22 protein-coding genes are annotated in these 23,875 nt (G+C 60.7%); 7 read left to right on the forward strand and 15 right to left on the reverse strand.

The window, feature by feature from the left end; genetic code table 11:
- Nucleotides 1-488: 488 nt before the first annotated feature.
- Entirely contained in the window at nucleotides 489-2,327 is a 1,839-nt protein-coding gene (locus tag RDA78_RS12905) for a vWA domain-containing protein (RefSeq protein ID WP_434055709.1), read from the forward strand.
- A 60-nt stretch (nucleotides 2,328-2,387) separates the two neighbouring features.
- Here RDA78_RS12905 and RDA78_RS12910 read toward each other — a convergent pair whose 3' ends face one another.
- The 3 genes from RDA78_RS12910 to RDA78_RS12920 form a co-directional block, all read right to left on the reverse strand.
- The gene (locus RDA78_RS12910; RefSeq protein WP_434055710.1) at nucleotides 2,388-3,290 is read right to left on the reverse strand and encodes a hypothetical protein; all 903 of its coding nucleotides are present in this window, start codon (nucleotides 3,288-3,290) and stop codon (nucleotides 2,388-2,390) included.
- A 58-nt stretch (nucleotides 3,291-3,348) separates the two neighbouring features.
- Nucleotides 3,349-4,017, reverse strand: coding sequence for an SH3 domain-containing protein (locus RDA78_RS12915; RefSeq protein ID WP_434055711.1), 669 nt, complete (start codon nucleotides 4,015-4,017; stop codon nucleotides 3,349-3,351).
- Between the two features lie 73 nt (nucleotides 4,018-4,090).
- Complete coding sequence (locus RDA78_RS12920; RefSeq protein ID WP_434055712.1) at nucleotides 4,091-4,744, reverse strand: response regulator; 654 nt, start codon at nucleotides 4,742-4,744, stop codon at nucleotides 4,091-4,093.
- 60 nt (nucleotides 4,745-4,804) lie between these two features.
- Between RDA78_RS12920 and RDA78_RS12925 the strand changes: the two genes are divergently transcribed.
- Nucleotides 4,805-6,826: an ATP-binding protein gene (locus RDA78_RS12925; RefSeq protein ID WP_434055713.1), complete on the forward strand. Its 2,022-nt coding sequence runs from the start codon at nucleotides 4,805-4,807 to the stop codon at nucleotides 6,824-6,826.
- Between the two features lie 80 nt (nucleotides 6,827-6,906).
- On the opposite strand, the gene RDA78_RS12930 is transcribed toward RDA78_RS12925, so the two are convergent.
- The 3 genes from RDA78_RS12930 to RDA78_RS12940 all read right to left on the reverse strand — a co-directional run bounded on the left by RDA78_RS12930 (nucleotide 6,907) and on the right by RDA78_RS12940 (nucleotide 9,836).
- Nucleotides 6,907-7,665 carry an ATP-binding cassette domain-containing protein gene (locus RDA78_RS12930; protein ID WP_434056141.1) on the reverse strand — a complete coding sequence of 253 codons (759 nt, stop codon included), beginning with the start codon at nucleotides 7,663-7,665 and terminating at the stop codon, nucleotides 6,907-6,909.
- Between the two features lie 61 nt (nucleotides 7,666-7,726).
- Nucleotides 7,727-8,833 carry an ABC transporter permease gene (locus RDA78_RS12935; protein WP_434055571.1) on the reverse strand — a complete coding sequence of 369 codons (1,107 nt, stop codon included), beginning with the start codon at nucleotides 8,831-8,833 and terminating at the stop codon, nucleotides 7,727-7,729.
- An 82-nt stretch (nucleotides 8,834-8,915) separates the two neighbouring features.
- Nucleotides 8,916-9,836: a sugar ABC transporter substrate-binding protein gene (locus tag RDA78_RS12940; protein ID WP_434055714.1), complete on the reverse strand. Its 921-nt coding sequence runs from the start codon at nucleotides 9,834-9,836 to the stop codon at nucleotides 8,916-8,918.
- Nucleotides 9,837-10,008: 172 nt separating this feature from the next.
- Between RDA78_RS12940 and RDA78_RS12945 the strand changes: the two genes are divergently transcribed.
- Complete coding sequence (locus tag RDA78_RS12945; RefSeq protein ID WP_434055715.1) at nucleotides 10,009-11,016, forward strand: LacI family DNA-binding transcriptional regulator; 1,008 nt, start codon at nucleotides 10,009-10,011, stop codon at nucleotides 11,014-11,016.
- A 19-nt stretch (nucleotides 11,017-11,035) separates the two neighbouring features.
- Here RDA78_RS12945 and RDA78_RS12950 read toward each other — a convergent pair whose 3' ends face one another.
- The 3 genes from RDA78_RS12950 to RDA78_RS12960 are packed head-to-tail and all read right to left on the reverse strand — an operon-like array spanning nucleotide 11,036 to nucleotide 14,247.
- The gene (locus RDA78_RS12950; RefSeq protein ID WP_434055716.1) at nucleotides 11,036-12,175 is read right to left on the reverse strand and encodes a Gfo/Idh/MocA family protein; all 1,140 of its coding nucleotides are present in this window, start codon (nucleotides 12,173-12,175) and stop codon (nucleotides 11,036-11,038) included.
- Nucleotides 12,172-13,074: a TIM barrel protein gene (locus RDA78_RS12955; RefSeq protein ID WP_434055717.1), complete on the reverse strand. Its 903-nt coding sequence runs from the start codon at nucleotides 13,072-13,074 to the stop codon at nucleotides 12,172-12,174. Before RDA78_RS12955 ends, RDA78_RS12950 begins: the two co-directional genes overlap by 4 nt.
- Nucleotides 13,075-13,110: 36 nt before the next feature.
- Nucleotides 13,111-14,247 carry a Gfo/Idh/MocA family protein gene (locus tag RDA78_RS12960; RefSeq protein ID WP_434055718.1) on the reverse strand — a complete coding sequence of 379 codons (1,137 nt, stop codon included), beginning with the start codon at nucleotides 14,245-14,247 and terminating at the stop codon, nucleotides 13,111-13,113.
- Nucleotides 14,248-14,350: 103 nt separating this feature from the next.
- Between RDA78_RS12960 and iolD the strand changes: the two genes are divergently transcribed.
- The 4 genes from iolD to RDA78_RS12980 are packed head-to-tail and all read left to right on the forward strand — an operon-like array spanning nucleotide 14,351 to nucleotide 18,893.
- Nucleotides 14,351-16,231, forward strand: coding sequence for a 3D-(3,5/4)-trihydroxycyclohexane-1,2-dione acylhydrolase (decyclizing) (iolD, locus tag RDA78_RS12965; protein WP_434055719.1), 1,881 nt, complete (start codon nucleotides 14,351-14,353; stop codon nucleotides 16,229-16,231).
- Between the two features lie 56 nt (nucleotides 16,232-16,287).
- Complete coding sequence (gene iolC, locus RDA78_RS12970; RefSeq protein WP_434055720.1) at nucleotides 16,288-17,208, forward strand: 5-dehydro-2-deoxygluconokinase; 921 nt, start codon at nucleotides 16,288-16,290, stop codon at nucleotides 17,206-17,208.
- Nucleotides 17,209-17,220: 12 nt separating this feature from the next.
- Nucleotides 17,221-18,063, forward strand: coding sequence for a 5-deoxy-glucuronate isomerase (locus RDA78_RS12975; protein WP_434055721.1), 843 nt, complete (start codon nucleotides 17,221-17,223; stop codon nucleotides 18,061-18,063).
- Nucleotides 18,060-18,893 carry a class II fructose-bisphosphate aldolase gene (locus RDA78_RS12980; protein WP_434055722.1) on the forward strand — a complete coding sequence of 278 codons (834 nt, stop codon included), beginning with the start codon at nucleotides 18,060-18,062 and terminating at the stop codon, nucleotides 18,891-18,893. Before RDA78_RS12975 ends, RDA78_RS12980 begins: the two co-directional genes overlap by 4 nt.
- 13 nt (nucleotides 18,894-18,906) lie before the next feature.
- Here the strand turns inward: RDA78_RS12980 and RDA78_RS12985 are convergent, their stop codons facing one another.
- From RDA78_RS12985 to RDA78_RS13010, 6 genes are read right to left on the reverse strand one after another with little or no spacing between them, the layout of a single operon-like run.
- Nucleotides 18,907-19,302: a RidA family protein gene (locus tag RDA78_RS12985; protein WP_434055723.1), complete on the reverse strand. Its 396-nt coding sequence runs from the start codon at nucleotides 19,300-19,302 to the stop codon at nucleotides 18,907-18,909.
- 24 nt (nucleotides 19,303-19,326) lie between these two features.
- A complete protein-coding gene (locus RDA78_RS12990; RefSeq protein ID WP_434055724.1) occupies nucleotides 19,327-20,013 on the reverse strand; it encodes an ABC transporter ATP-binding protein in 687 nt (228 codons plus the stop codon).
- The gene (locus tag RDA78_RS12995; protein WP_434055725.1) at nucleotides 20,010-20,759 is read right to left on the reverse strand and encodes an ABC transporter ATP-binding protein; all 750 of its coding nucleotides are present in this window, start codon (nucleotides 20,757-20,759) and stop codon (nucleotides 20,010-20,012) included. Before RDA78_RS12995 ends, RDA78_RS12990 begins: the two co-directional genes overlap by 4 nt.
- Entirely contained in the window at nucleotides 20,752-21,735 is a 984-nt protein-coding gene (locus tag RDA78_RS13000) for a branched-chain amino acid ABC transporter permease (protein WP_434055726.1), read from the reverse strand. The genes RDA78_RS12995 and RDA78_RS13000 overlap by 8 nt, the downstream gene beginning before the upstream one ends.
- Complete coding sequence (locus RDA78_RS13005; RefSeq protein WP_422037000.1) at nucleotides 21,732-22,652, reverse strand: branched-chain amino acid ABC transporter permease; 921 nt, start codon at nucleotides 22,650-22,652, stop codon at nucleotides 21,732-21,734. The genes RDA78_RS13000 and RDA78_RS13005 overlap by 4 nt, the downstream gene beginning before the upstream one ends.
- 59 nt (nucleotides 22,653-22,711) lie before the next feature.
- Nucleotides 22,712-23,848 (reverse strand): ABC transporter substrate-binding protein, encoded by a 1,137-nt coding sequence (locus RDA78_RS13010; protein ID WP_434055727.1) that lies wholly within the window; start codon nucleotides 23,846-23,848, stop codon nucleotides 22,712-22,714.
- Nucleotides 23,849-23,875 lie beyond the last annotated feature (27 nt).

The raw sequence follows: 23,875 nt of genomic DNA on the forward strand, positions 1-23,875 counted from the left end.
TTACAAAGCACGGTGTAATGACAAGTACACGCGGAAGATATTGTTTACCAAATCTGCCGGTTTTCGGCAGAAATCCACGTGAACCCGACCGGACAGCCTGCTCCATCAAGCCTTGCGAAAAATAGCAGGTCCCGGCAGCCGGTTTCAACGGTTTCACACAAAAATGGGGTATTGACCCCATACCGCGCCAAATCCGAGCAAGCCACCTTTCCCGGGTCGATCGACGCATGCCTGCGGGCAAAACGCAGCACAGGAAAGGAAGGTCCGTAACCACGCTAGATCAAGACGCACCTGCGCATCCGGCGCTCTGTGGCTGCCGGAACGCAATTTGCAGTGAAAAACGGCACATCAGCTGTGCCGGTATCGCCAAAACCATGGTGTTCATGGGCTGGGGGGCGGTGCATCCGTCAATTTTGTTTTCTCCAATCAACCGGCGGGAGGACTGCGTTTTTCGCAGCAGGCCTTTACCCGCCCGAGGAACTGCTCCCATGACACGTAACAGACATCTCCCCAAGGCCGTTCTGATCGGTTCGGCATCGATCATCACACTGGCCCTGATCGCCCTGGCCAGCCAATCGGTCGACGTGAAAGATTTTTTCGGCGAACGGACCAAGCCGGTCGTGACCGGACTGAACCCGGCTGAAGTGGTTCAACCGGGCCCTGGCCGGTCTGAAACAGCCGCGCAACTGAACGATAGCGAAAACAGGATACCTGAACCGACACCTGCACCGGTTTCCAAGCCCGCCGAGATCAGGACACTGGCGCCTCAACCAAACGGGAAGCTGCTGACCCAGAGCTACTCAGGTCAGGGCAATGTTCGCATGAACCAACAGGCTGCCGTCGCGCATGAAGCGCCCGGTCAACGGGCTCTCATGTCTCATGACAGGTCCCGGCCCGTCCTTCAGCTGCCGGACCGGGAGCGGTTCGCGAGCGCGGAATCGAATCCGCTGAAGTGGGTCGGTGAAGATCCGGTGTCGACGTTTTCGATTGACGTTGACACGGCTTCCTATTCCTTTGTCAGGTCCAGTTTGAACGGCGGCCGCCTGCCGATCCCGGATGCGGTTCGTGTCGAGGAGATGATCAACTATTTCAGCTATGATTATGCGGTTCCCGAAAGCCGCGAGGTTCCCTTCCAGACGAGCGTCTCCGTGGTGGAGACACCCTGGAACGAACACACCAGGCTGATGCAGATCGGCATCCAGGGATACAAGGTGCCCCTGTCTGATCTTCCGCCTCAGAACCTGGTTTTTTTGATCGATACATCCGGCTCCATGGCGGATGCCAACAAGCTGCCGCTGCTGCAACAGTCCTTCCGCCTGCTGTTGTCGTCCCTGCGCGATCAGGACGAGGTCGCGATCGTGACTTATGCGGGCAGCGCGGGGGTTCTTCTGGAGCCGACAAAGGCCTCCAACAAGTCGCTGATCCTGCAAAAGATCAATGCATTGACATCCCGCGGCTCGACTGCCGGTCACGAGGGGCTGAAAGGTGCCTATGCGCTTGCGGAACAGATGAGCGGCGATGGGGAACAGACACGCGTCATTCTTGCCACCGACGGGGATTTCAATGTCGGTCTTGCCGATACGCAGAGCCTGAAACGCTACATTTCCGAGCAACGCAAAAAAGGAACGGCGCTCTCGGTGCTCGGTTTCGGACGCGGCAACTACAATGACGAACTGATGCAGGCGCTTGCGCAAAACGGCCAGGGCGTGGCCGCCTATATCGACACGTTGTCAGAGGCACGCAAGGTGCTCGTGGACCAGGTGGTCAGTTCCATCTCGATGATCGCGCAGGACGTCAAAATCCAGGTCGAATTCAATCCGGCGACTGTCAGCGAATACCGTCTGATCGGCTATGAAACCCGCGCCCTGAACACCGAGGATTTCAGGAACGACAAGGTCGACGCCGGTGACATCGGAGCCGGGCATCGTGTAACCGCGCTTTACGAGGTCACACCGGTCGGGTCACCTGCGCGAAAATTCGCAGACCGGCGCTACGGCAACGAAGTGCCCTCTGCAAAGCCCGTTTCCCAGTCCCTTGATGGTGAGCTCGCTTTTGTGAAATTGCGCTACAAAGCGCCGGGAGCGGAGAGAAGCAAACTGGTGACGACGCCTGTCACGACCGAGACGCAGGACATTCCCGAAGCGGAAACGCTTTTTGCCGCATCGGTTGCCGGGTTCGGTCAATTGCTCAAGGGCAGCGACCATCTGGAAGACTGGACATTTGACGATGTCGAGCAGTTGGCCCGGGACAATCGTGGCGCAGACCCGTTCGGTTACAGGTCAGAATTTCTGAGCCTGGTCCGGCTCGCGGATGTGGCGCAACGCTGAAAAGTAACTTGAAATCCTGCCTGGCGGATTGCCTGATCCGCCGGGTATTTTGTTGGCAAATTACTGGTCCCGCAGCCAGTCCAGGGTCACCTGGGTGCCGTCCTCGCCGTTCAGGTCCAGCCGGTTGGAGACGATCAGCGAAAGCGCGCCGATGTCGTTTGTCTTCCAGAGATAGAGCGTATGCCGCGTCGGTTCGAACCGTGCACAGGCCGAGGCTCCGATACCAGCCACATAGCGCGGAGGTCCTTCCCGGCGGATGTCGAAGGCCTTGGCACCATTGGCATCGTCCGGGTTGTTCAGGCAAATGGTGACGAGGCGCGCGCTGACCGCGTCCGGCAGGACTGGCTGCGGCTCGGCAACCTCCCGAGGTGCCGCGCGGACTGTGTTCGCATAGGATCTGCTCTCCACTTCCCGGTCGCTCGACGGCGCCAGTCCCGATACATCCGGTGCGGCGTGGTCGAAAAGGGGCGCCGACGATCCCACCTCGACTGAGCTCTGCCGGGTCCGGCCGGGTGCGGGAAGCGGTTTTGGTGCCGGCGCAGCGGGCTGACCGGTTGCCTCCGGTTCTGCAACAACACCTGACGGTGGCGCCACAGCAAGTGTCCTGACGGTCTCGGTTGACGATCTGTCAGCGCGCTTGGCCAACTCGGCGCGGCGGTGCGCCTTTGCCTGCAATCCTTGCCGGGCAACGCCTTCTTCTTTCAAGGCCTCCGGTGCCGCAGCCGGACTGATCACGGGAACAGCCTCGTTGACGGTGGTTGATGGCGCGCGCGTACCCGCAAGAGAGGGGTTCGGCACACCGCCCATCTGGAAGCGGATAAGGTCGTTGTCGCCACTTTCAAGGAAAGTCGGTTTGGGAGCCTCCTGTGCGAAGGCAAGGCATGCGGAGACAAAGACCACAAGGCTTCCGGCCAGAAGACCTGGAGAAAAGAAACCGGTCGTTTGCGAGCCTCTTTGGGACATCAGGCGGACTGTCGTTCTCGTTTCATTGAATTCAGATAAGACCCGGCAGCACCATAGACTAGTCGGGCGCGCCAAGATAACGGGTATTTGTCCATCCGGACACCTGGCCCCACCTGACCTGGCACCAGTTGCCCTCACAGATGTCAAATAGTTCGACCGAGCAATTGCCGCTCGCAATCGCGCCGATGACGCGGTGGCGCGTTCCAGGTCCTGCCCGCAGATTGAGTGTGTCATCGTTGGCGACGTTCACGCACATCTTCGGTCCGACGGGGGCGACGTCCGGTGCCAGGATGCGTTGATTTGCGGGCGTGCTGCCGCAATAACCGTCAGTAATCTGCCCCCGTGCGCAAAGCGGCTTGACGGACATGGCCGCAAGTTCCCAGCGGTCATTCGGGAGGGGGATGATGAACCCGCGATAATGCTCACCGTAAAGGCTGTCATCGAGGTAGCCCGTCAGCACGATATTGACGAGATAGCCGCCATCCTCCTTGCGGATGCCGAGTTGCATGCCGCCTCCGCCCTCGTCCCGTTCAGGATGCCCCTTTAGAAATGGCAGGACCACGTTGATCATGTCATCCGCAACGGCGACGCCGGGCGCGACCCGAATGTCCCGGAAGCCATCACCTTCGTCCGCCAGTGCCTCTCGCATCGACAGGAGAGTAAAAAGCAATGCGATGAGCACAGCGCTGCCGGCAATCGACAAGGTCATTCGGTTCGTGTGCGGCATGGCGATTATCCTTTGTCCGTCGGTTTCAGGAACGATCCCGCATTCCGGCCTCCGGAACCATGGGGTCCATACCCTAAAGTTCCCTGGATGGGTCGATCAGCCCTTCCTTGAGTGCCCGGGCAATGAGTTGCGGCACGGAGTGGACCTTCAGCTTCTGCATCAGGCTGGTGCGGTGCTTGTCGACGGTCTTGATGCTGATGCCGAACCCTTCGGCGATTTCCTTGTTGGATCTGCCAGCAAGGATCATGTTCAGCGTCTGGCGCTCCCTGTCCGTCAGGACCGGCGGCTTCGGCGTCTCCTGCAGAATTTGCAGGAAATACTCCGAAATGTGTCTTTGACCGCGCAAAATCCCGGGCAGTTTCTCGTAAAACTCCGTGTTGTCGGACGCCTTGGAGAAGAGGCCATCGACACCGGCCTCGACGAGGTCGGAGACCAGCCCAACCCCGGAGATGCCGGTGAGCACGACAACTCTTGTCTCTTTCGACCAGCGCCGGGCTTCCACAAGAACCTCCACGCCGCCTGCCATGGGCATGGAGACGTCCAGCAGCAGCAGGTCAGGTCGGTGTTTTCGGACTTCCGCGATGGCGCTGAGACCGTCTCCCGCCTCTGCGACGACACGAATACCGTCCGGTTCGATCAATCCCGGCTTTTCGAGAGCATCTTTAAGTCCGGCCCGAACAATTGCATGATCATCAGCGATGATGGCGTTGTATTTTTGTTCGTTCACGGCCCAATATCCTTTTAGAAACACGGATAACCCTGACATGCCTTTCCGGAAATGACCAGTTTGCTCCGCATTGTTTTGTCACTGTTTTTTGCTCTTTCCGCGCTTGGCCTTGCGCGCGCGGAGACCGTATTTCTCGCGCCGGGACAAGGTGTTGCCGATCTCAAGGAACAGCTCACCTATTACAGCGATCCGTCGAAATCGCTCGGCGACGTCCTGAAGCTCTACCGTGCGGGGGCGTTCGACCCGGATTTGCAGACAACCATGCTGGAGTGGAACTACGCGCCGGAGGCGTGGGCCGGCGTGGAGATCTTCAACGACACGATCGACGACGGTCGCGGTTCCGATCCGTACGTGCTCGTGGTCGACCTTCCGCTCGTCAGTGAAGTCGGCGTCTACGTGATCCGGGAGAGCGGGTTCACCGAAGCTCTGATCGACTATTCGATCTTCGAACCGTTCAAGGCAGACGATCACTCCGTAACCCGTTTGCGGACGCCGGTCCTGGAGATCGCACCGCAGGAGCAGGTGACCCTTTTGGTGAACTTCAAATTCGGTCCGTTCCAGTCGTTCCGGATGGCGCTCGAAACCCCGTCCGAACTGGAAGCCTCGGCGTTTGCCTCGGGGATCACCCACACGGCGTTTTATGCCTTCTGCATTTCCAGCCTCGTGTTCTTTTTCGGCTTTCACCTGGCGATGAAGAACGGGATCGGCATGCTCTACGCGATCCAGTTTACCGTCGGCCTTGCCCTGATCGCCTATATAGACGGCCTGTGGTTTCGCTTCTTCTATCCCGACCGGCCGGACCTTCAATCCGCGATCGGCTTTTTCCTCCTTTATGCGCTGTCGGGTACGGGTTTCCTGATTTCGGGACGATCGCTGAGGGGAGAAAACGGAGAAACCCGATTGTCTGTGGGACTCTCCGCTCTGAGCCTCCTTTCTGTGGCGGGCTTTATTGCCTCGCTCTATTCGCCCGGGCCCTATTCGGCGCTGTTCAGCTATGTGCTTCTGGTCCTGATGTTCGTGGCGATGGTGGTTTCCAGCGGTGTCTGGCGCAGAAATCAGGGAGAGATCCATCTGGCCGGCACCCTGATCGCCTTGACCGGATTTGTGCTTGGTGCCGGGCTTGTCGCTTTGCTGGTGGCAGGGAGCCGGGCGGAGATCATCCCGGTATCGACAGCCGTGAAGGGTGTATTCTCCGTTCTGCTGGTCGCGACCATGACCGGGCTCACCGCGCATATCATCAATCTGCGCCGGCAGCATTCCAAGGCGGTGCAGGCGGAACTGTCCGCGCTTGAGGCCGAAGCCAGGCGCAGCCAGGAACTGCTGGTCGCCGAACGTAACTATTCGCGGGCGCGCGAACTGGCCAGCCTGCGGCAAAGACAGCTCGCCACCGCTTCCCACGATCTGAAGCAGCCGATCATGTCGTTGCGGATGAATGTCGACAGTCTGGCCGCAGACCTCGAACCGGAAGTCAGAAGCCGCCTGAAGGAAGCCTTCGACTATATCGAGGCGCTCTCCAACGATTATCTTCGCCAGACGACACCCGGCGATACCCAGGCACCGACAGGGGAAGAGCCGGAAGACACCACAGAAACCGGAGAGGGGAACAGCGAACCGGCCACTGACGCCGAGGCGGAAATCTACGAATTGTCGCTTGTGCTCGACACGGTCTATCAGATGTTCCAGGAAGAGGCCGTTTCCAAGGGGATCGAACTCAGGCGGGTTCTGTCGAGCAAAAACGTCTCGGTTCCGCCCCTGATCATCATGCGCATTGTCAGCAATCTTGTGTCGAACGCGGTCAAATACACCAATGAAGGAAAGGTGCTCTTCGGTGTCCTGTCACGCGGAGATCAGCTCAAGCTTTGCGTCCTTGATACGGGTGCGGGCATGAGTGCAGAGGAAATCGCCGACTTTGCCGAAGCCTATCGTAAGGGCGCGCAATCCGATGGTCATGGTCTCGGACTTTCGGTCTGTTATGAGCTCGCCCGCGAAAACGGCCTGGAGCTTTCCTGTGCGTCAAAGAGGGGAGAAGGCACGGTATTCATCCTGTCCATTCCCGTGCTGGAACACCTCGAAGCCGCGTAAGACCTGTTCCGATCAGCTGGAACGCCGGATGCAGGTATGGCCTGGACCCGCGCGCATCCAGCTTGATCAAAACGGATACTCTACACGGTTCCTCCGAGGGATCCTTCGAGTTGCGCCATTTCCTGTCCGCCGGCCATGAGTTCCTGGAGCTGTTCGGGTGTTATCTCGCCGCGTTTTGCGGTCCCGAGTGTCTTTCCGCGGTTGAGGACGGTGAAGCGGTCGCCGACGGCCAGGGCATGGCGGACGTTGTGGCTGATGAAGACGACGCCGACGCCCTGCTTGCGGACCTTGTCGATGGTGGCCAGCACGTTGGAGGTCTGGCGCACGCCGAGGGCGGAGGTTGGCTCGTCGAGGATGAGGACCCTTGCCCCGAAATAAACCGCGCGGGCGATGGCGACCGTCTGGCGCTCGCCGCCCGACAGGGTTCCGACCGCCTGGTCGGGGCCACGCAGGTTGATGCCCATCTTGCGCATCTCCTCCATGGTGACCTCGTTGGCACGGGTGACGTCGAAGCGCTTGGCCAGGCCGCGGCCCTTGGTCGGCTCGCGCCCCATGAAGAAGTTGCGGGTCACGCTCATCAGCGGGATCATGGCCAGATCCTGGAACACGGTGGCAATGCCGGCCTCCATGGCATCGCGCGGGGTGGCGAAGCTGAGCGGCTTGCCCTCGAAGTAGATCTCGCCCTTGGTGGGCCGGTGCACGCCGGACATGGTCTTGATGAAGGTCGACTTGCCCGCGCCGTTGTCGCCGAGCAGGCAGTGGCACTCGCCGGGCCTGACGTCGAAGCTGACGCCGGCCAGGGCGATGATGTTGCCGAAGTGCTTCTCGATGTCGACCATGTGAATGATGGGTTCTAACTCCGGCGCATCGCCGTGATGGAACTTGCTGTCCTGGGTCATGTCAGCGCTCCCCCGTGACGCGCTTGCGGATCGCGTTGTTGAATAGAACGGCGATGAGCAGCATGGAGCCGAGGAAGACCTGGAACCAGTCCTGGTCGAAATCGGTGTAGGTCAGGCCGATGACGACCATGCCGAAAATGATGGAGCCGAAGAAGGCGCCGATGGCCGAGCCGTAGCCCCCGGTCAGGAGACAGCCGCCGATCACGGCCGCGATGATGGCCTCGAACTCCTTCTGGAAGCCGCGGCGGGCGTCGGTGGAACCGGCGTCCATGACGGTGATGATGGCCACCATGGCGGCGCAGCAGGCGGTCAGCATGAACAGGGAGATCTTGACCCGGTTCACCGGAACACCGGAATTGGAGGCCGCGGTCTTGTCGCCGCCGGCAGCGAAGATCCAGTTGCCGACAGGCGTGCGCAGAAGAACATAGGTCGCGATCAGCGCGATGAGGATGAACCAGAGGATCTCGACCGGAATGCCGGGAACCTTGGGCGCGCCGCTCTTGAAGGTGTCGACGAAGCCGTTGGTGGCGAGCCAGTTGAAGAGGCCGCCGAAGGCGTCGCCGGAAAAGAACGGGGCAAGCCAGTCGCCCTCGACCGCATCGCGGACACCGCGCAGCTGGGTGGCCCCGCCGGTGACCCACTTCAGGCCGACGAGAGACAGCCCGCGCAGGATGAACAGGAAGGCCAGGGTGACGATGAAGGAGGGCAGGCCCGAGCGGATCACGATGGTGCCGTTGATGGCGCCGACACAGGCGGAAAAGACAAAGGTGAGGGGAATGGCCAGAACCAGGGGCAGCCCCCAGGTGACGACGCAGGCGGCGAAGAACAGGCCGGCAAAGGCGACCATGGAGCCGATGGACAGGTCGAACTCGCCGCCGATCATCAGCATGGCGGCGCCGATGGCCAGAATGCCGAGCTGGGCGGCAGGCGTCATGAAGTTCATGATGCCGGACAGGCTGAACATGGCCTCGTCCGCGGTTGCCAGGAAAAACAGGGTGACGAGGATCACGCCCGCAATCGCGCCGAGTTCCGGCTTCTTCATGAGTTTGGAGAAGAACGATTCCTTCTTGACCCGTTCGTCTGTATCTGTCGGAGCGGCGTCGCTCATTGTTGCCTCCCTGTTATGGAGGGACGGCGCACGGGCGCGCCGCCCCCTTGTTCGGTGGTGCTATTGGCCGTGCGGCAAGCGCCTAGCGGATGCCCTTGGCGGACAGATCGATCACCTGGGCCGCCTTGTCCTTGGTGACGAGGTTCGGACCGGAGGGAACGTTGCCGCCCGGCATCAGGCCGTAGGCGGCATTGTTGGCCAGGAACACAACCGGGAGATAACCCTGCAGGAACTGCTGCTGGTCGATCGCAAAGGCGGCATCGCCGTCGACGATGGACTGCAGGAAGTTCGCGGACAGGTCGAAGGAGGCCACGTTGAGGTCACGGCCCGAAGCCTTGGCAGCGGCAACGGTCGGCTCGCCGGCAGTGCTGGCACCCAGCGCCATGACCGTGTCGACATCTTCATCGGACGACAGGGCCGCAGACACCTTGGCTTCGATCTCTGCCGGATCGTTGGAGGTCGGCAGAACGGAAACCTCGCCGCCGAAGCCCTTGGTGAAGCCTTCGCAGCGCAGGTCAAGGGCGACGTTGCCGACTTCGTGGTTCACGCACACGGCCTTCTTGCCGCCCATCTCGGCGAGCTTCTTGCCGGCCGCCTCGCCCGCGTCATACTCGGACTGGCCAACGTGAAGGGTCACGCCAAGACCCGGGGCGACATCGGACCCGGAGTTCATCGAGATCACCGGAATGCCGGCCTCGACCGCACGCTGGATCGACGGCCCGAGCGCATCCCCGTCCGGAATGGACACAACCAGCCCGTCCGGCTCCTGGTTCACCGCAGCATCGATCAACTGGCTCATGGCGACCATGTCGAAGGTCTCCGGAGCCCGGTAATCCACATTCGCACCCGTGTGCTCGGCCGCAAGGGAAACGCCGTTCTTCACAACAGACCAGAACGCATCATTCGCCTGACCATGCGAAACAACAATGATGTCCGTCGCAAATGCGGGCGAAGACACTGCCAGTGCACCTGCCACGAGGACACTTTTCACGATATTCTTCATGTAATTCCTCCCAAGTTTTCGGCTCGACATCACACTTTCTTCAAAGTGAGACGTGCCTGTTGTCAAACAATCACAATCTCAAAAACTTTGCAACCGGTTGCAAAAAAATTGACGCGTAAGGACATTCGTGTAGGTTCGATGCCCAGATGAACGATCTGGTTGGACAAAGGGCTTGGCGGTAACACTCAAGGAAGTCGCGGAACTGGCGGGGGTTTCCCGTTCTGCTGTATCGCGAACGTTTACGGACGGCGCCAGCGTGTCGGCGCGAACACGGGAGAAAGTGGAGAAGGCGGCAAAGACACTTGGCTACAAACCGTCCCTGATTGCCCGAAGCCTTGCGACGAACAGGACCAAGCTGATCGGCCTCGTTGCGAATAACTTTCAGAACCCCGCCTTCCTTGACGTATTTGACCTTTTTACAAGCGAGTTGCAGAAACGCGAGCTCAGGCCGCTGCTCGTCAACCTGTCGGCAGAGACCTCGCCGAAAAAGGTCGTCGAACTGCTGCGGCAATACAGCGTCGACGGCGTTATTGTCGCCACGTCCACCCTGCCGACCAGTTTCGCAATCGCGTTTCAGATGGCCGGCATTCCCGTCATCCACACGTTCGGCAAGTTCCAGGCGAATGCCAACGTCCATGTTGTCGGTATCGACAATGATTATTGCGGAGCCATGGCGGCGCGGACGTTTTCAGAGCGCGGATACCGAACCGTCGCCTTGCTCGGCGGGCCTGAGACGGCCACGTCGACGCAGGACCGTGCCGCCGGGTTCCAGCGCACCGCCTGCGAACTCGGCCTGAATGTCGCCAAGGTCTGTTTCGCGGAGAACTACACCTACAAGGCCGGCCGTGACGCGATGCGAAACGTGCTTGAAGACCCGGATATCGAGGCGGTTTTCTGCGGTGACGATCTCATTTGCATGGGCGCCATGGATGCCGCGCGCGATGCGGGCAAATCCATACCGGAGGATATCGGCTTCCTGGGCTTCAACGATATCGGCATGGCCGGCTGGGATGCCTACGCGCTTACCACCATCCGGCAGCCGATCCGCGACATCATCATGAGTTCGGTCGAGCTTGTTGTCGGCATGGTGGAAAATCCGGACCGGAGCCCGGAAATCCGTCTCTTTCCCTGCTCTGTCGTTGAGCGCGACTCCTTGCGGCCGATCCCGGAAACCGGCTAGCCGCACCAAAACAGCCCGGTCACAGTCCGACCCAGGCCCCCTTCGACCTTGCTGACTGTGCGGCGGCTTCGATCGCCCGCATCGACCACAATCCGTCTGTCGCCGTCGGGAAATCCAGTGCGAGCGGGTCCGGGTCCAGGCCGCGTTTTTCCGCGCGCAAGACATCGGCGAGATCGTGATAGATGTTGGCGAACGCCACCGGCATGCCTTCCGCGTGTCCGATCGGGATCCGGGAGGCGCGGACGGCCTGGGGCGACAGGGAAGCGTCCCCGCGTTCCAGAACCTGGGTGCGGCCGTTGAGCGGGGTCCAGTGCAACTGCTCGGGATGCTGCTGCTGCCAGGAGAGGCCGCCCTTTTCGCCAAACACCTGGATGGTCAGGCCGTGCATGCGCCCGACCGCGATCGCGCTCGTCCAAAGGCGGCAGAGCGCGCCGTCGGACAGACGTATGTTGATCATGGCGTCGTCTTCCAGTTGCCTGTCCCCGACCATGGAAGCGAAATCCGCCGAAAGCTCAGCCGGTGTCTGTCCTGAGACGAAGCAGGCCATGTGGAAGGCGTGAATTCCGGCATCCGCGAACACGGCCGATGTTCCGGCCTGCTCCGGGTCGTAACGCCAGCGGATCCGCGGATTGTCGGCCTCGTCCGCATCGGCGTGAAAGCCATGGGCGAACTCCGCCTTGATGAGCCTAACCTTGCCGAGTTCGCCACCGGCGATCATGGCCTTCATCTGGCGCACGAGCGGATAGCCGCTGTAACCGTAATTGACCGCGCAGAACTTGCCGGTTTCCTTCGACACCGCGACGATGTGTTCGGCTTCTGCGGCGGTCATTGTCAGCGGTTTTTCACACAAGACGTGAAATCCGGCTTCCAGAAAGGCGCGCGAGATTTCGTAGTGCGTTGCATTGGGCGTTGCAACCGTGACCAGATCGAGCCGATCCGGCCGTGCGCTTTCGGCTTCAAGCATTTCCTGCCAGTTGCCGTAAGCCCGATCCTCGGCAATGCCCAGTTCCGTCGCGAATGCCTTGCCGCGTGCCGGATCGATGTCCAGAGCACCGGCCGTCAGGTGAAAATGCCCGTCGAGCGCTGCGCTGATGCGGTGTGCCGGGCCGATCTGCGAGCCCTGGCCGCCGCCGATCATGCCCCATCCGAGTTTGCTCATGCTGCGACCTCAAATCCTATGGACTGCAGGAACGTACGGTTTTCACGGGCGTCGTCCAGCGGCGATTGGGCTTTTTCCGGATCGCAGTCCTGTTCCACCGTGCACCAGCCTTCGAACCCGGCTGCTTCCAGCCTGGCCTTGACCGCAGGAAAATCGACTGACCCCTGGCCGAGGTTGCAGAAGATGCCATCGCCGCAGGCTTCGTAGAAATCCGTTCGGTTGGCGACGGTTCGTGCCCGGACTTCGGGGTCAATATCCTTGAAATGCATATAGGAAATCCGGTCCATGTGGCGATCCATGAAGGTCAGCGGATCGAAGTCGGCATAAATGCTGTGGCCGGTGTCGAGGCAGATCTTCAACAGGCTTTCGTCGACTTCTTCAAGCAGGCGCTCGACCTCGTCCTCGAAGTCCATGAAGCCACCGGCATGCGGATGAATGGCCGTGATCAGGCCGTATTCTTCCGTGCCCATCTTGGCGATGTCCCTGATCTTGGCGCAGTAGCCACTCCATTCGGAGGCGGACATCTGCTCGGCTTCGGCAGGACGGCCCGCGGTCGGTGCGCGGCGCGGCGAGATGCTGTCAATCAGCACCAGGTGCCTGGCGCCATGGGCTTTCAGCGCCTCGCAGGTGCGCACGGAGCCGTCCTTCACGCCGTCCCATTTGGCGGGGTCGTGGAAAGGGCGGAAAACAACGCCGCCGATCAGTTCCAGATCACGCCCGGCAAGCGCGTCTCCAAGTTCGGCGGGGTCTTCGGGCATGAAGCCGACCGGGCCGAGTTCGATTCCCTTGTATCCGGCGTCCCGGCACTGATCGAGCACCGTCAGCCAGGACGGATTGCGCGGATCATCTGCGAATTCTACGCCCCAGGAACAGGGCGCGTTTCCGATCTTGATTGTCATGTGATGCATCCAGAAATGACAGTCCGGTCTTGTGACCTAGACGTTGTCGAGTTTGATCCAGCTCTTGGATTCGTGCGATTGCCAGGCTGCCTCAACAACCTGATTTACATAAAGACCGTCCTCGAAGGAGGGCCAGATTTTCTGTCCTGTTTCAATGGCCGACAGGAAATCCTTGGCCTCGATGATGATCTGGTCCTGATAGCCGGTTCCGTGTCCGGCTCCCAGGCAGAAATTGACATAGTCGGGATGATGCGGACCGGTCAGGATCTTGCGGAACCCTTCCCGGGACGGGTTCTGGCCGCCTTCATAGAGCCAAAGCGCGTTCTGATCTTCCTGGTCGAAGCGGATCGCACCTCTGGTTCCGAAAATCTCGTAGGCATATCCCATCTTGCGTCCCCAGGCGGTGCGGCTGATATAGAGCGAGCCGAGCGCACCGGAAGCGAAGCGGCACATGATCTGGGCCTGATCGTCATTGGTAACCGGCACCATGCCGCTCTCCGATGGACGCTCCTTCACCACGGTGTCGATCTCGGCGAGCAGGCGATCCATCGGACCGGCAAGGGCCTGGGAGCCGTTGATGATGTGGGGCGCGAGATCGCCCATGTTGCCGTTGGCGCGTCCTTGTGCACGCCAGGTCCCCGGCAGATCCGGGTCGGCGAAGAAGTCTTCCGTGTGTTCACCGCGAAGATAGGTGACGTCGCCGATCTCACCGGCTTCGATGATCTCGCGCGCAAGCTGAGAGGCCGGGGTTCTGATATAGTTGAAGCCGACCATGTTGACGCAGCCCGACACCCTGGCAGCAGCCGTCATGTCGCGGCTCTGCTGCAGGTTTTCACCCAGCGGTTTTTCGCAAAAGACCGGCTTGCCAAGCTCGAACGCCGCCGTTGCGATCTCAAGATGCGTTTTCTGCGGAGAGGCGATCACGATCGCTTCGACCTTCGGGTCCTGAACCAGCGCACGCCAATCGGCAGTCGATCGTTTGAACCCCAGTTCGCGCGCCTTGTCGGCAGCGCCGTCCGGCGTGGTCGTGCAGACCATTTCAAGGACGGGCCGCAGCCGCGTGTCGAACACGGCGCCGACGGCATGCATGGCGACGGCATGGGCTTTCCCCATGTAACCGCCCCCGATGATGCCAATGCCAATCTCGCGCGTTTCCATTCGTTTTTGATCCATTTTTGCAACCGCTTGCAAAACAGCTAAACACCCATTAGCTTTCACAGTCAAGAGCCCCTCGGGGCGCAGACAAAAAATCCGTTTCGGGAGGTTAAAGAGGCCCATGGTCCAGAAAACGGTGCGCCTGACGATGGCGCAGGCCCTTGTTCGCTATCTGGCAGCCCAATATGTCGAAATCGACGGGCAAAAGCTGCGGTTCTGTGCCGGGGGGTTCGGAATTTTCGGGCACGGCAACGTGACCTGCCTCGGCGAAGCCCTTTACGAACACAAGGCTGAATTGCCGCTGTGGCGCGGCCAGAACGAGCAATCCATGGCGATGGCCGCGGTCGGGTATGCCAAGCAGCAGTTGCGCCGCCGTTTCATGTTCGCAACCTCCTCGGCCGGGCCGGGAACCACCAACCTTTTGACCTCCGCCGGGATCGCGCATACCAACCGCCTGCCGCTGCTGATGCTGGCCGGAGATGCGTTTTTAACGCGCCTGCCGGACCCGGTGCTGCAACAGGTGGAGCATCCGTCCAATCCGGGCCTGTCGGTCAACGATGCCTTCAAGAGCGTTACCCGTTTCTGGGACCGGATCACGCATCCGGCGCAGCTGATGCAGTCACTTCCGGCGGCGATCAACACGCTCATCGACCCGGCCGATTGCGGTCCGGTTTTCCTCGGGTTGCCGCAGGATGTTCAGGGCTGGGCCTATGACTACCCGGAAAAGTTCTTCGAGGAAAAGATACACCATCTCAGACGGCAGCTTCCCGACACACGGGAACTCAACGCCGCGGCAGAGCTGCTCAAGACCGCTGAGCGACCGCTGATCATTGCAGGTGGCGGCGTGCAGTATTCCCTGGCAACGGCGGAAATGCAGGACTTTGCGCGCAAGCACCAAATTCCGGTCGTGGAGACCATCGCCGGACGGGCCAACTTCGTTCATGACGACGCGCTGAACTGCGGCCCGGTCGGCGTCACCGGGTCAAATTCCGCCAACAATCTTGCCAAGGAAGCCGATGTCATCCTTGCCGTCGGCACGCGCCTGCAGGACTTCACCACTGGTTCGTGGACGGCGTTTGCCGAAGACGCCCGGATCATTTCGGTCAATGTCGGACGGCATGATGCGGCCAAACACATGTCACTGCCCGTGGTGGGTGACGCGAAGCTGACGCTTCCGGTCCTCTCCAACGCGCTCGGTTCCTTCGCGGCACCAGGCGCGTGGGTCGAGCGGGCCGCTAGAGAGCGGTCGGACTGGGCGGCCTATGTCGATGAAAATACCTCGCCGGTGACAAAGGACGGCAGCAACCGGCCGATGTCCTATGCCCAGGTGATCGGCGCGGTCAATGACGTTTGCGATCCGGACGACCGCGTTGTCGCGGCGGCAGGCGGACTGCCCGCGGAAGTCACCGCCAACTGGCGCACCAAGTCGATCGGCAGCGTCGACGTCGAATTCGGGTTCTCCTGCATGGGCTACGAGATCTCCGGCGGCTGGGGGGCAAGGCTCGGTCACATGGAAGACCACCCTGACAAGGATACGATCATCTTTGTCGGCGACGGGTCCTACATGCTGCTCAATTCCGACATCTATTCCTCGGTCCTGTCCGGTGCGAAGATGATCGTTGTCGTCTGCGACAATGGCGGCTTTGCAGTGATCAACAAGCTGCAGAACAACACCGGCAACGAGTCCTACAACAACCTCATTGCCGACTGTAAACTGGCGGTCGAACCGTTTGCCGTCGACTTCGAGGCGCATGCGCGCGCGATGGGAGCGAATGCTGAAACGGTTCATTCGATCGGTGAACTCAAGGAAGCCTTCGGTCGGGCCAAGCAATCGAACCGGACCTACGTCATCTCGCTGAAGGTCGACGCCTTCGAGGGCTGGACGCAGGAAGGTCATACCTGGTGGGAGGTCGGCACGCCCGAAGTCTCCAACAGTGAACGGGTACGCAAGGCACACGAGGACTGGGAAGCGGGGCGCGCGCCACAGAGAAAAGGCGTCTGACCGTGTCTGCGTACCTGAACTTGAAGTCAAGATTTCTGGTGCTCGGGCGCGCGGGTATGGATTTTTATGCCGATCCGCCGGGCACGGAAGCCGAGAATGCCACGCAGTTCACCACTGCGCTTGGCGGTTCGTCCGGCAACATTGCCGCCGGGATCGCGCGTCATGGACTTTCTGTCGATCTGCTGACTTGTGTTTCCGACGATTCCGTCGGACGGTTTGTTCTGAACCAGCTGCGGCATTACGGCATCGGAACAGATCATGTGCGTGTCCTGAGCGGCGAGTCGCGAACCTCTCTGGCGGTTACCGAAACCCGGATCGAAAACACGCAGAACACGCTCTACCGCAACAATGCGTCCGACCTTCTGATGAGCGTCGATCAGGTGCTTGCCGTTCCCTTCGCCGATTATGAAGCGCTGATCGTGACAGGCACGGCACTTGCCGGCAATCCGTCGCGCGAGGCGACCTTGCGGGCGATGGAACATGCACGCCGGGTCGGCGCGCTTGTCGTGATCGATCTCGACTACAGACCTTACTCCTGGCCGAGCGCGCTTGAGGCCGCCGAGATCTATCGTGCCGCGATCGAAACCGCGGATTTTGTTGTCGGAAACGATGACGAGTTTGCAGTGGTTGCCAACGGCACCCATGAGGACGGACACAGGCTCGCGAAAGAGCTCGGATCGGGCGACAAGGTGATTATCTACAAGCTCGGCGAACGCGGTTCCATGGTCTACTCCACTGAGGGGAGCTTCGAGACGGGCATTTTTCCCGTGGAGGCCATCAAGCCGATGGGTGCGGGCGATGCCTTCATGGCCTCGCTCATGGCCTCGCTTGCCACCGGGCATTCGCTGAATGAGTCCGTTCTGAGAGGCTCGGCCGCCGCAGCGATGGTCGTGTCGAAATTCGGCTGCGCGCCCGCCATGCCGACGCCCTCCGAGCTCGAAACCTTTCTTTCCCATCACTCAGCCCCACAGTCCTGAGGAGATAACTCCATGCACTTTCCTCCCTATGACAATGAGAACAAGGCCATTATCGATGTCGCTGACAGCCGGGTTCCGCTCAACTACTTCAACATCGTCAAGCTGAGCCGGGGGCAGGCTTTTGAATATGCCGTGCCCGGTTACGAGACTGCGATCGTACCGGCGACCGGCAGTGTCGACGTCGATGTCGAGGGCGTTGCCTTTGCCGCGCTCGGAAACCGGGGCGAAGACGTCTGGGACGGGGAGCCGGAAGGTGCCTATGTGCCAAGCGGCGCCAAGGCACGCATGGTGTGCGTGAGCGATGAAGCGGAAGTGTTCATTGCCGGCGCCAAATACGACAAGGTGCTGGATCCCTTCGACGTGCGCGCAAGCGATATCGACCTGGTCCAGTACGGATCGGACGACACCAAGACGCACCGCAAGATCAAGCACATCCTCGGAACCAAGTATCACGACAGGGTTGGACGCCTTCTGGTTTCCGAGCTGTTCACGGTCGGGCAGGGCGGATGGTCCGGTTTTCCGCCGCATAAGCACGACACGGACCGGATACCGGAAGAGAGCCGGCACGATGAGACCTACAATTTCCGCTTCCGACCGAAAAAAGGCTTCGGTATGCAGCTCGTTCAGCGCGAGGACGGGGAAGTGGGCGATGCCTACCACATTGTCGACGGTTCGACGATCGTGCTCGACAAGGGTTACCACCCCTGCGTCGTCGCACCGGGCTACGAGATGTATTACTTCACCATTCTCGGCGGTCTGTCGCAGCGCTCCCTGATTCAGTTCTTCCAGCCCGATCACGCCTGGCAGATCGAGACGATTCCCGGCATCAAGGACATGATCGCGAAGTTCAAATGACAGCCGCGACGCTTGGCGAGGTCCTGGAACCTGCACTCAGCGAGGGTTACGCGCTTGCCGGGCTCGTCGTGCTTGGATGGGAAGACGCAGTCGCCTTTGTCGAAGCCGCCGAAGAGGCCGGATCTCCGGTTATTCTGCAGGCAGGTCCCGGATGCCGCGCACATACGCCGGTACCGGTGATCGGCAAGATGATGCGCCACCTTGCCGATCAGGCGAGCGTTCCGGTGGTTTGCCACCTCGATCACGGATACACGGTCGACGAATGCCGGGCGGGGATTGATCACGGGTTTACCTCCGTGATGTTCGACGGGTCCAAGCTGCCGATTTCGGAAAATATCGAGCTGACGGCATCGCTCGTTCGCGAAGCGCATGCGGCCAACGTGTCGGTCGAAGGCGAAGTCGGCTATGTCGGGTATGCGCATGGCGCGGCGTCGGCTTTCACCGATCCGGCGGAAGCGGCGCGGTTCGACCGGGAGAGCGGTGCGGACGCCATTGCCGTCTCGGTCGGCAATGTGCATTTGCAGACTGAGAAAACCGACGGGATCGACTTTGACGCCGTCGAGGCGATTGAAGACGTGACGTCGAAACCGCTTGTCCTGCATGGCGGAAGTGGAATTCCGCCCGAGATCCGACAGCGGCTCGCGCACGGGACACGGGTCTGCAAGTTCAATCTGGGAACCGAACTGCGGCAGACCTTCGGCCGGACGCTTCGTCAGACGCTTGCGGAACAGCCGGAGATGTTCGACCGGCTGGCAATCCTGAAATCAACCATGCCGGCACTGCGGGAGAGTGTTTCCGATATTCTGAAAACGATCACGCTCAAGGATTGAGCATCGGCTCCATTCAGTCGAGCTGGGCGGTCGCCTCGATCTCGATCAGGGCGTCATCCTCGATCAGACCCGCGACAATCACGACGGACATAGCCGGAAAGTGCCGTCCGAAAACACGCCTGTAGGCCTGGCCGACTTCTTTCTGGCGCGCCAGGTATTCGCGCTTGTCGGTGATGAACCATGTCAGGCGCACTATGTCCGTCACTTCGCCGCCTGCCTCGGTGACGATATCCGCGATGTTTGTCAGCGTCTGCTCCATCTGTCCGATGAAATCATGGGACTCGAACACCTGGTCCTTGTTCCAGCCGATCTGACCGCCGATATGCAACGTCCGGCCCTTGGTCAGCATACCATTTGCGTATCCCTTGGCAGGTGCCCAACCCTCTGGCTGAATGTGTTTCGATGGCATGGCTTCAGACTTTCCTTGGATGTTTCAGACGCCGATATAGGTTGTTGTTATGTCGTCGGTGAGTTCACTGATCGTGCCGGCCCAGACGGACTTGCCCCGTTCCAGTATGGTTGCGCTGTCGCAGACGTCGCGCAGTTCGCGGATCGACTTGTCGATGACGAGGATCGAAAGACCGGTTTCCGCCTTGAGCTTGCGGATCACGGACCAGATTTCCTGCCGGATGATCGGGGCCAGTCCCTCTGTTGCCTCGTCCAGGATGAGCAGTTTCGGATTGGTCATCAGGGCCCGGCCGATGGCGAGCATCTGCTGTTCGCCGCCGGAAAGCGAGGAAGCGTTCTGGTTGCGCCGCTCGCCAAGCCTCGGAAACATGTCCACGACCCGTTCGAAGGTCCAGTCGCCCGGCCGGGCGGCCGCAATCAGGTTTTCATGAACCGACAGGTTTCCGAAGCAGCGGCGGCCTTCGGGAACGAGGCCGAGCCCCAGGCGGGCGGCGCGATGGCTCGGAAGCCGTGTCAGATCCGCGCCGTTGAAGGTGAGCGTGCCGCTCGCCGCAAGCATGCGGCAGATGCACTTCACCGTGGTGCTCTTGCCCATGCCGTTCCGTCCGAGGAGCGCGCGGACTTCGCCTTCGTCGATCGTCAGGTCGACGCCGAAAAGAGCCTGGCTGGCGCCATAGGAGGCGGTGACGTTGGAAGCGGTCAAAAGGCTCATGCGTCTTCTCCGAGATAGGCTTCCCGAACGGCGGCATCAGCCCGTATGTCGTCGACTGTCCCCGTCGCGATGACTTCGCCATAGACGAGCACGCTGATCCTGTCGGCGAGGGCGAAAACCGCATCCATGTCGTGTTCGACCAGAAGGATGGGCGCTTCGGCGCGCAGCTCATCCAGAAATCCGGTCAGTCGTTTTGATCCTTCCGAGCCCATGCCGGCCATCGGTTCGTCCATGACAAAGGCCCTTGGCTGTTTCGTGAAGGCCACGGCGACTTCCAGCTGCCGTCGCTGGCCATGACTGAGCTCGGCTGTGCGGGTGAGCGCATGATCCTGCAGGCCGACACGATGCAGCGCCTCCTCGGCCCTGTCGCGCAGGTCTTTGTCCTTCAGGACATCGCCCCAGAAGCGCCAGGGATTTCCTGTTGCGCCAAGCGCGCCGAGAACCGCGTTCTGCAGCACCGTGTCTTCCATCGCCAGCGCGGAAATCTGGAACGTCCTGCCGAGACCCCTTTGCGCGCGCTCCCGGGTCGCCAGTCCGGTGACATCTTCACCAAGCAGGCGAACAGCGCCGGAATCCGGTTTCAGCGTTCCGCAGATCTGACCGATCAGGGTGGTTTTGCCGGCCCCGTTCGGGCCGATGATGGCGTGGATTTCGCCCGCTTTCAGGTCAAGCGATATGTTTTTGCTGGCGCGCAGGGCGCCGAAGCTCTTGGAGATATCGCGGGTTTCGAGAACGAGGTCAGTCATGAACCGCCTCCTTGCCCGATGCGAGCCCGATGAGACCGCCCCGGCCGAAGAGCACGATAAGCAGCAGCAGGATGCCGAGATAGATGTGCCAGTAGTCGCTGAGCCCGCCGAGCCAGTGTTCGAGCGCGACGAAGGCAAGTGCACCGACGACCGGCCCGTAGAGACGGCCGACACCGCCCAGGATCAGGAAGATCATGATTTCGCCGCTGGTCTGCCAGCTGAACATGGTCGGACTGACGAATCGGTTGAGATCGGCGAAAAGGGCGCCGGCGAGGCCAGTGATGGCACCGGATAGGACGAACGCAACGAGTTTAAGCCGGGTCGGATCGAGCCCCACCGTTTCCACGCGGACAGGGGCCTGCCGAGCGGCATTGAGCGCAAGCCCGAACGGGGATTTCGACAATCTCCAGGTAAACAGCAGCACGAGGCACAGAATGCCAAAACAAAGACCGTAGAACTGGATCGGCGCGAGCGTGTTCAGGCCCGGGAAGCCGTTACGGACATAGATCGACAACCCGTCTTCGCCGCCATATTCCGCCCAGGAGATGGTGAAGAAGAAGAACATCTGCCCGAAGGCCAGCGTGATCATGATGAAATAGACGCCGGCCGTTCTGAGCGACAGGGCACCGATCACCAGGGCCGCGAGCGAGGAGACAAGGATCGCGACCAGCCAGATGACCGGCATGGATTTCGTACCGTCGATCATGAACGGCCATTCGCTCAAGGGGGTGTAGGTCTGCGCATGGTAGGCGAGAATACCCATCGCGTAGCCGCCGATACCAAAGAATACCGCATGACCAAGGCTGACGAGGCCACCGATACCAAGCGCAATATTGAGCCCGATCGCGGCGATCGCGAAGATCGCGGCGCGGGTCATAAGCGTGATGGTGAAGGGCTCGTCGGCAAACAGCGCCCATGCGGGGATGAGAATAAAGAGCCCGAGCGTCAGGGCGTTCAGATAGGTTTCCCGGATCATGCGCGCGCTCCGAACAGGCCTGCAGGGCGCAGGATCAGGACCGCCGCCATGAGAATGTAGATCGCCATGGAGGCAAGAGATGAACCAACGGATGTCGCCGTCGAGGGATCGAGAAAGAGTTTCAGCGCTTCGGGCAGGAAAATCCCTCCGAGCGTATCGGTCAGACCGACCAGAATGGCTCCGACGAGCGCGCCCTTGATCGAACCGATGCCGCCGATGACGATGACGACGAAGGCGAGGATGAGCACCGGCTCGCCCATGCCCACCTGCACCGACTGGATGGCGCCGACCAGCGCTCCGGCGAGCCCAGCCAGCGCCGCGCCGAGCGCGAAGACGATGGTGTAGAGCTTGGCGATATCGATGCCGAGCGCGGCGATCATTTCCCGGTCGTTTTCGCCTGCCCTGATCTGGATGCCGAGACGCGTCCGGGAAATCAGCATGTAAAGACCGAGCGCAACAAGCAGGCCGATGACGATCAGAGTCAGCCGGTACAGCGGATACTCGATGCCGCCCGGCAGTGTCACAGGGCCGGAGAGAAAGTCCGGCACATCGAGGAACAGGGGGAACGATCCGAAGATCCATCTCGTGCCTTCGGAAAAAATCAGGATCAGGGCGAAGGTTGCGAGCACCTGGTCGAGATGGTCCTTGTCGTAAAGTCTTCGAATGACCACAAGCTCCACCAGCGCGCCGGCGGCGGCGGCACCGGCCAGCGCGGCAACGAGACCGAGCAGAAACGACCCGGTTGCGGCGGCGACGGCTGCGGCACAGAAGGCGCCGATCATGTAGAGCGAGCCATGCGCAAGATTGATCAGGCCCATGACACCGAAGATCAGGGTCAGGCCGGCAGCCATCAAAAAGAGCATGATGCCGAATTGCAGGCCGTTGAGAACCTGCTCTATGAGCAATAGAAATGACATGAAAATTCAGCCCCCATACCGCCCCGGCGATCGGCCGGGACGGCATTGTTGGAGATCACTTACATACTGCAATCGCCTGCATAGGCGTCGGCATGATCGGTGAGTGCGGCTGCGAGGATCTTGTTGGTGAAGACGTCGCCTTCCTTGATGACCTCGCGGACATAAATGTCCTGGACCGGGTGGTGGTTCGGTCCGAACTTGAAGTCGCCACGTGTGGAATCGAAGTCGGCTTCCTTCAGTGCTGCACGGAAGGCGTCCGCGTCCTTGACGTCAGCCTTGGCCATGGCCGAGAGCAACAGGTTCGCCGTGTCGAAGCCTTGAGAGGCGTAGAGGGACGGCAGGCGGCCATACTCGGCCTGGAACGCCTCGACGAACGCCTTGTTGGTCGGGTTATCGATGTCCTTGTTCCACTGGCTGGTGTTCTTCACGCCAAGCGCGGCGTCACCGACGGCCTGAAGAATGCCCTGGTCAAACGAGAATGCCGGGCCGACGACCGGAAGGTCGATGCCGCTGTCCGCATATTGCTTGAGGAAGGAGATCCCCATGCCGCCGGGCAGGAAGAAGAAGACGCTGTCCGCACCGGACGCCCGGATCTGGGCCAGTTCTGCTGCATAGTCGGTCTGGCCGAGCTTGGTGTAGAGTTCACCGGCAAGTTCGCCATCGTAGAAGCGCTTGTAACCAGTCAGTGCATCCTTGCCCGCCGGATAGTTGGGCGCGAGAATGAAGCTGTTCTTGTAGCCCGTGTCCTTGGCGTAGGCACCGGCTGCCTCGTGCAGGTTGTCGTTCTGCCAGGCGACATTGAAATAGTTCGGATGACATCCCTTGCCGGCGAGCGCGGACGGTCCAGCATTGGGTGAGAGGTAGAACTTGCCCTGGGCGGTTACGGACGGGACAACGGCCATGGCGAGGTTCGACCAGATGATGCCGGTAAGAACGTCAACCTTTTCCGACTGAACCATCTTGTCTGCGAGCTGGACGGCAATGTCCGGTTTGCGCTGGTCATCCTCGACGATGACCTCGAGATCCGGATTGCCGGCCTGTTTCACCGCGAGCAGGAAGCCGTCGCGAACGTCGATGCCAAGCCCGGCACCACCCCCGGACAGGGTTGTGATCATGCCGACCTTTACCGGCTCGGCCTGAGCCGCGGTCATTCCGATGGCGAGAGCGGCGGCGGCCGCCAAAGTTACCATTTTCATTGCTTGCTCCTGTTGGTCTTTCGACTT

This window comes from Roseibium sp. (assembly GCF_051016195.1).
GTDB lineage: Bacteria > Pseudomonadota > Alphaproteobacteria > Rhizobiales > Stappiaceae > Roseibium.